At 45.4% G+C, this 12,538-nt stretch carries 13 protein-coding genes; 3 read left to right on the forward strand and 10 right to left on the reverse strand.

All coding sequences use genetic code 11. The features are described from left to right. Positions 1 to 6: 6 nt before the first annotated feature. The 6 genes from A3C46_05465 to A3C46_05490 all read right to left on the reverse strand — a co-directional run bounded on the left by A3C46_05465 (position 7) and on the right by A3C46_05490 (position 5,563). A complete protein-coding gene (locus A3C46_05465; protein ID OGQ22894.1) occupies positions 7 to 1,359 on the reverse strand; it encodes an NADH oxidoreductase (quinone) subunit F in 1,353 nt (450 codons plus the stop codon). A gap of 151 nt (positions 1,360 to 1,510) precedes the next feature. After that, positions 1,511 to 1,996, reverse strand: coding sequence for a hypothetical protein (locus A3C46_05470; protein OGQ22895.1), 486 nt, complete (start codon positions 1,994 to 1,996; stop codon positions 1,511 to 1,513). Between the two features lie 3 nt (positions 1,997 to 1,999). Then, complete coding sequence (locus tag A3C46_05475) at positions 2,000 to 3,742, reverse strand: NADH dehydrogenase (quinone) subunit D (GenBank protein OGQ22896.1); 1,743 nt, start codon at positions 3,740 to 3,742, stop codon at positions 2,000 to 2,002. Positions 3,743 to 3,748: 6 nt separating this feature from the next. Then, positions 3,749 to 4,720 (reverse strand): hypothetical protein, encoded by a 972-nt coding sequence (locus A3C46_05480; protein ID OGQ22897.1) that lies wholly within the window; start codon positions 4,718 to 4,720, stop codon positions 3,749 to 3,751. Beyond that, a complete protein-coding gene (locus tag A3C46_05485; GenBank protein ID OGQ22898.1) occupies positions 4,713 to 5,201 on the reverse strand; it encodes an NADH-quinone oxidoreductase subunit B in 489 nt (162 codons plus the stop codon). Before A3C46_05485 ends, A3C46_05480 begins: the two co-directional genes overlap by 8 nt. Then, entirely contained in the window at positions 5,183 to 5,563 is a 381-nt protein-coding gene (locus A3C46_05490; GenBank protein OGQ22899.1) for a hypothetical protein, read from the reverse strand. Before A3C46_05490 ends, A3C46_05485 begins: the two co-directional genes overlap by 19 nt. Positions 5,564 to 5,813: 250 nt before the next feature. Between A3C46_05490 and A3C46_05495 the strand changes: the two genes are divergently transcribed. The 3 genes from A3C46_05495 to A3C46_05505 all read left to right on the forward strand — a co-directional run bounded on the left by A3C46_05495 (position 5,814) and on the right by A3C46_05505 (position 9,288). Further along, on the forward strand, positions 5,814 to 7,589 hold the full coding sequence (locus tag A3C46_05495; GenBank protein ID OGQ22900.1) for a hypothetical protein: 1,776 nt from the start codon (positions 5,814 to 5,816) through the stop codon (positions 7,587 to 7,589). Between the two features lie 176 nt (positions 7,590 to 7,765). Continuing rightward, the gene (locus A3C46_05500) at positions 7,766 to 8,368 is read left to right on the forward strand and encodes a hypothetical protein (GenBank protein OGQ22901.1); all 603 of its coding nucleotides are present in this window, start codon (positions 7,766 to 7,768) and stop codon (positions 8,366 to 8,368) included. Further along, entirely contained in the window at positions 8,368 to 9,288 is a 921-nt protein-coding gene (locus tag A3C46_05505) for a hypothetical protein (GenBank protein ID OGQ22902.1), read from the forward strand. The genes A3C46_05500 and A3C46_05505 overlap by 1 nt, the downstream gene beginning before the upstream one ends. Positions 9,289 to 9,296: 8 nt before the next feature. Here A3C46_05505 and A3C46_05510 read toward each other — a convergent pair whose 3' ends face one another. The 4 genes from A3C46_05510 to A3C46_05525 form a co-directional block, all read right to left on the reverse strand. Further along, positions 9,297 to 9,692, reverse strand: a complete 396-nt coding sequence (locus tag A3C46_05510) for a hypothetical protein (protein OGQ22903.1) — start codon at positions 9,690 to 9,692, stop codon at positions 9,297 to 9,299. Next, complete coding sequence (locus tag A3C46_05515) at positions 9,676 to 10,011, reverse strand: hypothetical protein (GenBank protein OGQ22941.1); 336 nt, start codon at positions 10,009 to 10,011, stop codon at positions 9,676 to 9,678. The genes A3C46_05510 and A3C46_05515 overlap by 17 nt, the downstream gene beginning before the upstream one ends. Positions 10,012 to 10,301: 290 nt before the next feature. Further along, complete coding sequence (locus tag A3C46_05520) at positions 10,302 to 11,558, reverse strand: hypothetical protein (protein ID OGQ22904.1); 1,257 nt, start codon at positions 11,556 to 11,558, stop codon at positions 10,302 to 10,304. 14 nt (positions 11,559 to 11,572) lie between these two features. Then, the gene (locus A3C46_05525) at positions 11,573 to 12,502 is read right to left on the reverse strand and encodes a 2-oxoisovalerate dehydrogenase (GenBank protein ID OGQ22942.1); all 930 of its coding nucleotides are present in this window, start codon (positions 12,500 to 12,502) and stop codon (positions 11,573 to 11,575) included. Positions 12,503 to 12,538: the final 36 nt, after the last annotated feature.

Here is a 12,538-nt window from a genome sequence, read left to right on the forward strand (position 1 = left end):
CCCCGCTTACGCGGGGCACCCCTGGGATCCGGCGTTGGTGCCACCCGAATTATTTGTCAGTTTTGAAATATTTTCTCGACGCACATCCAACGTGTTTCGCTTCATCGGACATCGTCGTAAACGAACATGTTCTTCAAATTCATGTCGAAAACAGTTAATCCACGATCGAATCGGCATCGCCAGCGCATCTGCTAGCGTACAAATCGTTCGTCCTTGCATATTGTCAGCTAACTGAAAAAGGACCGAGAGGTCCTGTGCATCTCCATCACCTCGCTCCATCCGATCGACAATTTTCTTTGCCCATCCTGTCCCTTCGCGGCACGGTGTACACTGACCACACGACTCGTGCGCATAAAAACGTGCGAGATCCGCAAGCACTTCGACCGCACAGACGCTGTCATCAAAGATAATCACCCCACCACTTCCCAGAAGTGTTCCCGATTGTTGCAGCGATTCATAATCGAGTCGCGATGCTAAAATCTGTTCGCCCGTGAGAACCGGAACTGATGATCCACCAACAACAACCGCCTTGAGTTTACGACCACCACGCACACCGCCACAGTATTCATTCATAAACGTCGCAAACGGAAGACCGAGCTCTACTTCATAGACTCCCGGTTTTTCGACATGACCGCATACAGAGAAGAGTTTGGTTCCAGGACTTTTTTCCGTTCCGAATTTTCGATAAGCGCTTGCACCCTTCGCCAAAATAAAGGGAACGGCACAAATAGTTTCGACATTATTAACAATCGTCGGACAGGAAAAGAGACCCTCCACCGCCGGAAATGGAGGCTTGATACGTGGGAATCCTCGATATCCTTCAAGCGACGAAAGAAGTGCGGTCTCTTCCCCACAAATATAGGCGCCAGCTCCACGATGCGTGTAAATTTCAAGATCATACCCAGAACCTAAAATATTTTTGCCAAGAAGTTTTGATGCATAGGCTTGAAAAAGCGCAGCTTCAAAAAGTTCGCATTGATGAAAAAATTCTCCACGAAAATAAATATACGCCGTATGCGCACCGATCGCATACGAAGCAGCGATCATTCCTTCGATGAGCAGATGCGGATCTCGCTCCAGCAGATGACGATCTTTAAACGTTCCTGGTTCGCTCTCATCGGCATTGATGACCAGATAGACTGGCTTTCCGGTATTTTTCGGAACAAAACTCCATTTCATTCCGGTTGAAAAACCGGCACCACCTCGACCGCGAAGGCCTGCGGCCTTTACTTCTTCTGTCACTCGATCAGGTTGCATCTGAAACAGTTTTTCAAGCGACGCATAAGCGCCATGTTTTTTGGCAACAACGATGTCGTCCATCTTTTCGACATTCCAGTTTTTATTTAAGACAAGAGTCATTTTAGTTATGTTGAAAAATCATTTCGAAACGTTTCCCATTTGATACGGGTCCTGCCGCCTGCGGTGTTCCGGCCCTCCGCTAAAGACGGAGACCTCCCGGAACACGCTCCGGCGTCACCCGAATCTTGATCTGTTTCGAAATGATTTTTCATTATTTGGAATCTCTTCTTAATTCATCTAAAAGTTTATCCACCTTTTGAGGAGTCAAATTTTCATAATAGTCATTCCCAACTTGCATCATCGGCGCTGTACCACACGATGCCAGACATTCCACCGTCGAGAGGTGAAAATTTCCGCATGGAGAAGTTTCTCCCACATTGCAGCCGATTTTTTCTTTCACATAATCGACAAGCCAATCAGCTTCTCGCAGTCGACAGCAGACACTGTTACAAATTTGAATATGGTGTTTCCCAATCGGTGTGCGATTGAACATTGTGTAAAACGTGACCACTTCCTGGACATCGCCTGCAGAGAGTTCCAAAAAGTTGGCGACATATTCCATCGCCTCTTTTGAAACCCATCCCTCTTGTTCTTGCACAAGCCACAACACCGGCAAAATCGCCGCACGTTTGGTCGGATATTTGGCCAAAATCTTTGGAAGCTGCGCTTCCCGTTCTTTTGTAAACTTGAAGTTCATATATTAACGATCAATTTCGCCGGCTACTATGTTCAACCCACCAAGAATTGCAATGGCATCTGCAATCATTCCACCTTCAATGAGCGCGGGATACGCTTGATACAGCGTAAAGCAGGGACCACGGACCTTGATACGATAAGGATTTTTGGAACCGTCACTCACCACATAAAAACCGAGTTCACCATTCGCAGCTTCCGTATACGAATAAATTTCTCCTGCTGGTGGAATAATGCCATGCATCACCAATTTAAAATGTTGCATCATCCCTTCAATCGAACCATAGACCTCATGCTTTGGAGGAAACGCCACACGACGATCATCGGTCATCACTGCACCAGTTGGAATTTTTTCTAAAATTTGCTCGACCATACGCGCTGACTGTTCCATCTCTTCCATACGCACAAAAATACGATCGTATGAATCGCCATGCGTTCCGATCGGAATATCCCACTCGAGCTGATCATAATAATAATAAGGATGCGCTTTGCGAATATCATAATCAATACCGCACGCGCGTAAGCAGGGACCGGTAAAACCAAAACTGATCGCATCCTCAGATGAAATGGCTCCAACCCCTTGTGTGCGATCCATTAAAATACGATTGCGTCGAAGAAGACCGTTCACATCATCAAGCGCTTTCCGAAGATCTTTCAAACACTGTCTTAAATAAGAATGCGTGTTCGGAGGCATATCGCGCATCACGCCACCAATCCGAGTGTAGGATGTCGTGAGCCGCGCACCACACAGTGCTTCCACCCAATCGGTAAACTGTTCGCGCATGTTGAAGAAATACCAAAAATTGGTGAGCGCGCCGATATCGACTAGATTTGTTCCGATGCAAACCAGATGATCCATAATACGAGAAACCTCGCAAATGAGCATGCGAATCCACTTTGCGCGTTCTGGAATATCAAGTGAAAGCAAATCTTCCACAGCTTTACAGTAACCAACATTGTTCATCAGTGATGAAAGATAATTCAAACGATCGGTATATGGAATCACCTGAAGATAATCGTGATTCTCCGCTTCTTTTTCGAAACAGCGATGAAGATAACCAATTTCAGCAACCGCCGTTTGAATTTTCTCTCCCGCAAGATCCACAAGCACACGAAAACATCCGTGCATGGCAGGATGCGAAGGACCGATATTGAGAAGATTCGCTTGTGTTGCCAAATCTTGCATGCCTCGTTCTTCTTTCTCAGCATGCTGCAACATTTTTTCAATCACTTCGTGTTGTCGTGTTTTTTTACGCGCAAGCTCGTCGACTAAAGGTTCTGGAGTCGGAACAACACCTCGACGATTATACGGAAAATCTTTTCGAAGCGCGTGACCTTCAAACTCATGATGACAGAGAATGCGTTTGAGATCTGGATGACCCGTAAAACGAATGCCAAAAAGATCGTATGCTTCACGTTCGTACCAATCAACGGTCTTATATAAATGAGAAATCGAAGGAAGAGTCGGATCATCTGCCGGACATCTCGTTTTGACGCGAATGCGTTTTCGAGTTGAGAGCGAAGAGAGATGCACGATCACTTCAAATCGTTCATCTCTTTCCGGGTAATCAGCGCCGCAGAGATCCATCAAAATATTAAAGCGAAGTTCTGGATCATCACGCAAAAACTGAATGACGTCGATCCACACATGACGAGGGAACACAGCCGTCTCATTGCCATAAGCGCTTGAGGTTTCACGACACTCGTTTCCAAAACGGGTTTTCAGCCTTTCAAGTACATGTTGTGACATATTTTTTTACGGAAATGTTAATCCCCACGCACTCCAGGTTCCGCCAGACGAGTCGTTGGTAATGCTGTAAATATTTCCATCATCTCCTTCTTGTAATAAAAGTTCGAGATCGCGTTTCGCAATGACTCCTTCTGGAGTATTTTTCCCTTTTTCGATCACTTCATGAAATGCTTTGATCGCTGCCATGCGATACGGTTGTGATTTAATAATCAATTCATCTTCCGTAATTTTTCCGTTGTAGACAACCCATGTCCATTTGCGCCAAATATACGAAATATCTTCATTCACTCGCCCCCGCAGCAATGTCGCACGACGATTCCATTCTCCGCTGGGAAAACGTCGAAGATATCCTTCCACTCGCGGAAGAACTTCATCAGGATGTCCTTTGAGACGTCGAAGTAAAAGATAAAATTCAGCTTCGGCCGCATACTTACTTTTTGCATAACGTGCAAGAATTCGTTCGTAGTGAGCGCCGGTATATTGAATAAACGCAATGCCGGTTCCGCCGGTGTATTCAAAAGCTTGATGACCAAAACGTTTATTAAACTGTGTAACGTGTTCTTGCATACACGCTGGGGTTTTAGGAGCCCCTTTACTCCAATAACATTTCTTTTCTGCAGCCTCACTTAAACTGTCTTGAAATTTATCGAGAAGACGTCCTGCAGAGGCAAGCGCTTCAGGTGCATTCTTATGTCGTGGCGATTCATACGCAAAAGCCGCAAAATAAATCGCCGCCTCTTCATGACGACCTTGTTTCAAAAGCGACATCGCATCATCATAGTGATCGGCGAAAAGTGGTTGAACAAAAAATGTAAGAAAAAAAAATATCAAAAACTTAAAAACAATTTCAAAACATTTCTTATTTGATACGGGTCCTGCCGCCTGCGGTGTTCCGGCCCTCCGCTGAAGACGGAGACCTCCCGGAACACGCTCCGGCGTCACCCGAATCTGATCAGTTTTGAAATTGTTTTTATGCATGCAGTATCTCTGGTTTCTTTTTCCCTAAAATACCTTCTTGAATTTTCACCAGCGCATCGAAAAGTTGTTCAGGTCTCGGCGGACAACCAGGAATATAAACATCGACGGGAATAATTTCATCGATCCCCTGAATCGTATGATAGTTGTCATAAAATCCACCGGTCGACGCACAGACACCGTAAGCAACAACCCATTTCGGATACGGCATCTGATCGTAAATACGTTTCAAAATAGGAGCTTGTTTATAACTCACGGTTCCCATGACGAGCAAGAGATCGGCCTGGCGCGGAGAAAAGCGGACGAGCTCAGCACCAAAACGAGAAATATCATAACGACTCGAAACAGCCCCCATAAACTCAATCGCGCAGCAGGCGGTTCCAAAAGGAAAAGGCCAGAGCGAATACTTTCGCGCCCAGTTTAAAAGGTCTTCGATTTTCGAGGTAATAATATCGGTACCGCCACTCATGACTTCTCCTCCCATTCAAGCGCTCCTCGTTTCCAGACATAGAGAAGACCCAAAAAGAGAATTCCAACAAAGACAATCATTTCAAAAAACATCAAAAATCCATCTCCTTTGATGACAAAATCGCGAAAAACAACCGCCCATGGATATAAAAAGACAATTTCCACATCAAAGATGATAAAAAGAACCGCAATGAGGAAAAAATTAATGGGAGTTCGAGGACGCACGGTCCCGACGGGATCAAGGCCACATTCATACGGAATTTTATGGGCTTTTGTGCGTACCGGCTTTCCGAGAAGCGCTGAAAGTCCAATGATTGCTCCCGCGATCACCGCTCCCGCGAGAAAAAGAAAAAGAAGTGAAAATGCCGTTACATTCATGAATAGCGTCGATAACAAGCTTCACTTCTATTGACAACAAAATCTCTCGTCCACATGATGTGAATACCTCCCCTCTTTCATGATGGAAGAAAATGACCTCTCAGAATGAGAATTTCTCAAGATGAGAAGGAGTCAAAAAAGAATTATTTTCCATAAAATCAAAACCTTACCTCTTTAAAGCCGTGGGCATGTAAATTGCACTTTAAACTCATGAACAAAAAAAACTTTAACGTTGGCGGGAGGAATCACCATGAAAAGTGAGAGACACACAGCAATCTCTGTCGTGATGATCAGTCTCCTTTTTTTGATCTCAGGCTGTAAAGCTGGATTCATCGGTCTTACTGATCCTGATGCACCCACGAAAGCAGAGGAAGAGGCGGCCGGTCAACTTGCCGCGAACGATGAAAAGAAACCGCAGCAAGCTGCCGAAGGAAACCCAGCTCCAAGCCCCACCACGGTTGATAACACACTCGCATGTCTCGCGCCTCCAGCGATTCAGACACCAGATATCACACCAATCGTTTCGTGCGAACCGTGCATGGATCTACTTCCGAGTGATGCACACACTGTGATTGCAATCGATTTCAGAAACACGTCGAATGCTTTACTCTGGCAGCGCATTGTGGCTGACAATGGAACTCTTTTAGGACGCATGGCAAATAGCATGCCCGAACGCGCGTGTATCGCGATACGTTACAGAGCGGCTTCCCGAACTCCAGTCCCTGATCCAGCATGTTCCGCAGCGCCTCCTGCAGACATGGACCGTATTTCTCAAATTATCTTTGGTCCGAGCACTCCATCAACAGGGAGCCTTACAAACAATCAACTTTTTCTTCTCAACCCCGTAACTGATCCCGAAGTGGAAGAATCAGTCATGGTGCTTGACTATGGAAGTCAGAGCGTTCCGGTATTCTTAAATAATCTTATCAGTCTTCTTCGTTCTTCGATCCGACAGGGCGATCCTGTAGTGGATGGTTTACAAAGTCTGCAACAAGGTTCTCGTTTTAGTCACATAAGCACTCTTCCTTCGGGACAGAATGTCTATGCCTATCAAGCAACAAACAGCAGCGCACTGATACTTGGTACATCACGTTATCTCCTTCGCGCGACGAAACCAGATGCGCTTGCCTGCGCTTCGCATCCGATGGCAGAAGTCATGCAACAATTTGCGCCATCGCACTTCAAAATTGCGTCGCAAATCTCTCCAGAACGTTTTCAACAAATCGCGGATCTTCTTTTCGTTCCGGGGTTCCAAAGCGGTCAATATCGTCATCTTGGCGCAGCGCTGAATCTCGGAACCAATCGAACAATGCTTAATCTCAAAGCATTTGCAGGAGATCGCCTCGTTGATCCTGCATTCGAACTCCTAGTCGCGCTCAATCTCGAACAGATTGAAGTGACACGAGTTCTGGGAACATTGGTGGGGAGCCAAAACACGCTTCCACCTCCAGTGTGTCCTGGGCTTCCCTCGGGAGCAGCAACACCTTCACCAGCAACGCCACCAACACCGGCAAAAGGATCACTTCGCATTGTGGAACTTCCTGGAACCATCCCCCTGTGGTGCGTCCTCAATCCCACGGGAATTCCTGAATATTATACAGGTGGTACGATTCAATCTCTCGATTCTGTCGGATATCAAATTGACAGTCTCAATAATAATGGCACTACTTACGAATGGAGCATCCGTCATCCTGGCTCTCTTTTCATTCAAGCGAGCCAAACCTTTCAATCATCACCGATTACGATGCAGATCACGACCCCCGGTCCTTCTGTCACTTTTGGCGAGGGAAGTGTGAATCCATGGCGCTTTGGTCCGAATGGCGAACAATATACCTTTGGCGATGTTTCCGTTGATCTCGTCGTTCGCGATGCAGCGGGAAACTCGATTGAAACCTCTTCAACCACTATTAACATTGAATATCTGGGCAACAACGCCGGCCAACAACTGCTCACCAGCATGGGAGTGACCGATCCACTGACAAATCGAACAGCGCAACGTCTCGGGCTCTGTTTTGATCCTACTTAGAGTCCATCTCATAAATGTCTTTTCATTTGTTGTCATCCCTGCGGAGGCAGGGATCCAGTGCTTTCAATGTCTTCTGGATTCCCGCCTACGCGGGAATGACAAAAAGCATACTCTCAAAAAGTTAAACCACTATATCAATTGACCTAACGTGGAATCTTTAGCATGAAGATTCTTCGATGAAGAATCCAAAAAATATTATTGTCTACGATCTGGAAACGAAATACGCCTTTAATGATGTTGGCGGCAGACATGCCTTTGAAAAGCTCGGCATCTCTGTCCTGGGGGCTTACGATTACGCAAACAACATGTACACGGTCTATGAAGAACCAGAACTCCATCTCTTCTTTGAGCGTCTTCAACATCGTCCCTTACTTGTTGGTTTTAATAGCAAAAAATTTGATACGCCGATCCTACAAGCTTATTCGCGATTCGATCTGAATAAAACACTTCCGCAACTCGATCTCCTTGAAGAAATGGTTCGCGCGCTCGGTCATCGAGTGAGTCTCGACAGCATTGCAGAAGCCACACTTGGAAAAAAGAAACTTGGGAATGGACTCGATGCCCTTGAATATTTTCGCACAGGGCAGATCAAAAAATTAAAAGCGTATTGTCTGGAAGATGTAAAAATCACGAGAGAGATTTTCGAATATGGCGCGAAGCACCAAGAAGTTTTCTATACTCCAAAATTTGGGACTGAAAAAGGACGCGCTCCTATTTCCTGGAAAATGCTTCATCCTCATGAATGCTTAGAACCAGATCCGCAGAGGAGCCTCTTTTAATGTCAGAACTTTATGATGTCATTATTATCGGAGGAGGAAGCGCTGGAAGTGTGGCAGCCACCTTTCTTGCTGCGCATCGATGGAAAACCCTGCTCCTCGATAAGAACATCGACGAAGGATATCTCGCAAGCTTAGGCCATATCCATTTTTTCCCGGGCCTTCTTGAATCCATTACAGGGCATGAACTCACAACTCGCCTCCATCAACAAGCACATACTGCGGGTGCCATCTTCACACCGGCAACCGTGACTTCAGTCATGCTGAAAAGTTCTCCTTTTGAAATCCAAAAAGAGGACGGCAAACAAGAACAGACAAAAGCTCTTCTTCTGACAACGGGCGCAGCTTCACGCACTCACTTCGCACCAGGAGAAAAAGAACTTCGTGGCAAAGGTGTTTATTATGATGCGCTCTTGGATGGGCCCTCTGTTCAAGGAAAAACAATGGCAGTGGTCGGAAAATCAGCTCACAGCGCAGAAGAGGCGATTCTTCTCGCACGATTTGCTTCAACCTTATACTTTATTATTCCTTCGTCGAAACTCGATATTCCCGATCATCTTTTTCATCTTCTCGAAAAAAAATCGAATATAGAATTTCTTTTTTCAACAAGTCTCAAAAGCATTGAAGGAAAAGATCAAGTTGAAGGCATCACGGTTTTAAGCGCAGGAGCAGAAAAAGGAATCGCGATCGATGCAGTTTTTTCTTATCTCTCTGACTATCAGACAACTCACTCTTACCTTGAAGGAACAGTAGAACTTGCCGACAACAAAACAGTTCTGGTTGATACGACAATGAGCACTTCCATCAAAGGAGTGTTTGCTGCTGGCGATATCCTCTGCGGGCAACCACAAATTCCAACGGTCGCTGCAGCACAGGGAATCATCGCTGCAATCAATATCGATCATTTTTTGAGATCCCTGTAGATTGTAAATCACTTCTTTTTTGAAATGTATTCCGTAACCGCTTCAAAAATCTCTTGTGCTGTGGAAAGAGCTTCTTTTGCTTCTTGTTTATTTGGCGGACCAGAAGCTTTCATACCAGGAGCAGCATCAGGATAGCGCAGAGGAATATAGTAACCATCGATCACCGAAAGCATTTCTTTCCATTTCCTAAGATTCAGCTCGGAAAACAATGAAGAGAGTTCGCGAAGACTATGTGTTTTCGGATAGGCCTTGCCTAAAAAAACAAGCGCGCCTTTCAGTGATTTTTCAATGCTCTGTTGAGAAAGAAAACAGACCTGTGCATGAAAACCTTCACGTAAACCGATTTCAGCAAATTGAAGATCATCTTCTGCTTTGTCCATCCATGCTTCATACCGTGCATTCATAAAGGATTTTTCCCTTTTTGAGAATCTCTTCTTTGAGAAAATTATTTTCTGAAAGTTCTTTGTTGAATTCTTCTGGAGTCCAAATGACATAATCAACTCCAACATCCGTATTTTCAGAAAGAATGGGCGCTAGTTCTTTCACACGATCCCAATAACGCTTCGGAATATTTTTTTTGACAATGCAGAGGTCAACATCACTTGAAGGTGTCACACGTCCTGTAGGGAGAGATCCAAATAAGATTATTTTTTCTGGATGATACTCTTTTTTTAATACTCGTAGAAGTTTTTGAACATTTTTCTCTAGCTTCATCCGTCGCATCTCTCGTGACACAATACTTTTTAATTCCTCCATATAAGGATATGTTTCGTCGAACTGATAATATTTCAACATCCCTTTTCGTACACTTTTTAAGATGCGATTTTTTTCGAGCTTTGTTAACTGTCGCTGAAGTGAACCTACCGCTTGTGAAGTGAGGTCTGCAATTTCTCGAAGGTAAAAATTTTCCCCTGGTCGTGAAAAAAAGAGAAAAAGGACCTTCTGGATCCCTTCTGATGGAAAGAAGAATTGTTCCATATATGCATACAATTGTATGCATAATGAGTACAATGTCAAAGTTTTTCTGGATGCTGTAATTGTTCAATAATATGATTCACAAAGCGTCCGGCATCAGCGCCGTCGATCAAGCGATGATCAAAGGTGAGCGAAAGCGGAGCATCTTTGCCGATCACAATTTTTCCACTACGAACAACCGGTACTTCGCGAATTTTTCCAATCGCAAGAATCGCTGACTGCGGATAATTCATAATCGGTGTGGCAAAGATTCCGCCCACGGCACCGACATTGGAAATCGTGAAACTGCCGCCGCGCATCTCTTCAAGAGAAATTGCGCGAGTGCGCGCACGTTCCGAAATCCCCTTCAAATCTGCGCCGAGTTGATCCAACGATTTTTTATCGGCATCTTTAATCACCGGAACCATGAGTCCATTTTCCGTATCCACCGCAATGCCGATATTATAGTACTTCATATAGACAATCTGACTTGCCGCTTCATCAAGTACAGCATTGATCTGCGGATATTGTTTCAACGCACTCACCACGGCTTTGATGAAAAAAGGCATATAGGTGATTTTTTGTTTTTGACGAAATTTTTCAACTGCATCCATATCTGCAACATCAAAATGAGTTACCAGCGGCGCGGAAGTCGTGGTCTTCAATAAACGTTCCGCAATACTTTTGCGCACTCCTTGAAAGGGCTCTTTTACGACTGGTCCATATTTCTCCAGGCCTGCGGCCATTCCTGGTGAAGATGCGGTTGACGTTGCAGAAACTTTTTCTGTTCCTTTTGAGGTTGAGGCTCGTTTGACATCCTCTTCCGTAATTCTTCCTCCAGGCCCAGACCCTTCCAGCGTATCGAGATCAACACCGAGCTCTTTTGCAAGCTGACGAATACGGGGCATCACCGGTGCTGCTGATTTTTGCGTCTGAGATGTTGTCGAAGAAATTGAACGCCGAACAGGAGAGGACGGAGTCCCAAACGAAAGTTCTTCAGCAATAGCTCCCACAACAGTTGGAGCTTTCGCTCTTTCTGCATCTGGCGCTGTTTCTGTGGTTATTATTGTGGGACCTGTCCCATCATCGAAAGAGACAATGACTTGTCCGACTTTGATGGTTTGATTTTCTTGCGCATGAAGCTTCAGCACCTTTCCTGTTTTTGGAGATGGAACTTCGACGATTGCTTTGTCGGTCTCGACTTCAGCAAGGACCTGGTCTTCTTTCACCATGTCGCCCTCTTTCACGCGCCATTTGACGAGAAGCCCTTCGGCAATGCCTTCGCCGACATCAGGAAATTTAAAATCGAATGCCATCTGTTGCCTCCGTCCTATCCGTGTTCCATCACTTTTCTAATTGCATGTACAAGTCGCGCTTCACTTGGAAGTTGCATCATCTCACCTTTGGGAAGCGGCATGGTAATATCATAACCGGTCACCCGTTCAAGAGGTGCTTTCAAAGAAAACATCTCTTTTTCTGCGCACAGCGCTGCAATTTCAGCTCCAAGTCCACAAAAACGAGCAGCTTCATGCAGCACAATTAATCGACCGGTCTTTCTGACCGATTCCAAAATCATCTCTTCATCAAGCGGAACAATGGAGCGAATATCAATGACTTCAATGCTCACTCCTTCTGCCGTAAAACTTTTCGCAACATTCGCTGCCAGATGCCGCATAAATCCCCAAGTGACGATGGTGACATCTGTTCCTTCGCAAACACGTTCCCCTTTTCCGATGGGGACCGTATAAAATCCATCAGGAACTTCATCTTTTACCGCACGATAAATGCGTTTGTGTTCCAGAAAAATAACAGGATCGGGATCTTCAATGGCAGCGAGCAAAAGTCCTTTGGTATCGTGTGGTGTAGATGGCATCACAATTTTTAAACCGGGAATGTGCGCATACGTCGCTTCGAAACTATCGGAGTGAAGTTCTGGTGCATGAATCCCGCCACCACAGGGCATGCGCACGACCATCGGCACGGTCCAACGTCCCCGCGTGCGATTGCGCATACGCGCAGCATGCGCCATCAGTTGATTGTGACAGAGAAAATCAAATCCCATAAATTGAATTTCAGCAACGGGCTTGAGTCCATAGATCGCCATGCCAATAGCCATACCGACAATACCGGCTTCAGCAAGGGGTGTGTCCATCACGCGATCTTTTCCAAATTTTTTCTGCAGCCCTGCTGTAGCACGAAAAACGCCGCCGAGCTTCCCCACATCTTCTCCCAGAACAATAACACGCTCGTCACGACTCATTGCCACTTGGAGGGCATCAGTAATAGCTTCGATATT

This window comes from Deltaproteobacteria bacterium RIFCSPHIGHO2_02_FULL_44_16, assembly GCA_001798185.1.
Lineage (GTDB): Bacteria > UBA10199 > UBA10199 > 2-02-FULL-44-16 > 2-02-FULL-44-16 > 2-02-FULL-44-16.

What these genes read in the sequence shown, in the direction of transcription:
- A3C46_05465 (OGQ22894.1), bottom strand. Translation starts at nt 1,359, where the DNA reads ATGACTCTTGTCTTAAATAAAAACTGGAATGTCGAAAAGATGGACGAC.
- A3C46_05470 (OGQ22895.1), bottom strand. Translation starts at nt 1,996, where the DNA reads ATGAACTTCAAGTTTACAAAAGAACGGGAAGCGCAGCTTCCAAAGATT.
- A3C46_05475 (OGQ22896.1), bottom strand. Translation starts at nt 3,742, where the DNA reads ATGTCACAACATGTACTTGAAAGGCTGAAAACCCGTTTTGGAAACGAG.
- A3C46_05480 (OGQ22897.1), bottom strand. Translation starts at nt 4,720, where the DNA reads ATGCATAAAAACAATTTCAAAACTGATCAGATTCGGGTGACGCCGGAG.
- A3C46_05485 (OGQ22898.1), bottom strand. Translation starts at nt 5,201, where the DNA reads ATGGGAGGAGAAGTCATGAGTGGCGGTACCGATATTATTACCTCGAAA.
- A3C46_05490 (OGQ22899.1), bottom strand. Translation starts at nt 5,563, where the DNA reads ATGAATGTAACGGCATTTTCACTTCTTTTTCTTTTTCTCGCGGGAGCG.
- A3C46_05495 (OGQ22900.1), top strand. Translation starts at nt 5,814, where the DNA reads ATGAAAAGTGAGAGACACACAGCAATCTCTGTCGTGATGATCAGTCTC.
- A3C46_05500 (OGQ22901.1), top strand. Translation starts at nt 7,766, where the DNA reads ATGAAGAATCCAAAAAATATTATTGTCTACGATCTGGAAACGAAATAC.
- A3C46_05505 (OGQ22902.1), top strand. Translation starts at nt 8,368, where the DNA reads ATGTCAGAACTTTATGATGTCATTATTATCGGAGGAGGAAGCGCTGGA.
- A3C46_05510 (OGQ22903.1), bottom strand. Translation starts at nt 9,692, where the DNA reads ATGAATGCACGGTATGAAGCATGGATGGACAAAGCAGAAGATGATCTT.
- A3C46_05515 (OGQ22941.1), bottom strand. Translation starts at nt 10,011, where the DNA reads ATGCGACGGATGAAGCTAGAGAAAAATGTTCAAAAACTTCTACGAGTA.
- A3C46_05520 (OGQ22904.1), bottom strand. Translation starts at nt 11,558, where the DNA reads ATGGCATTCGATTTTAAATTTCCTGATGTCGGCGAAGGCATTGCCGAA.
- A3C46_05525 (OGQ22942.1), bottom strand. Translation starts at nt 12,502, where the DNA reads ATGAGTCGTGACGAGCGTGTTATTGTTCTGGGAGAAGATGTGGGGAAG.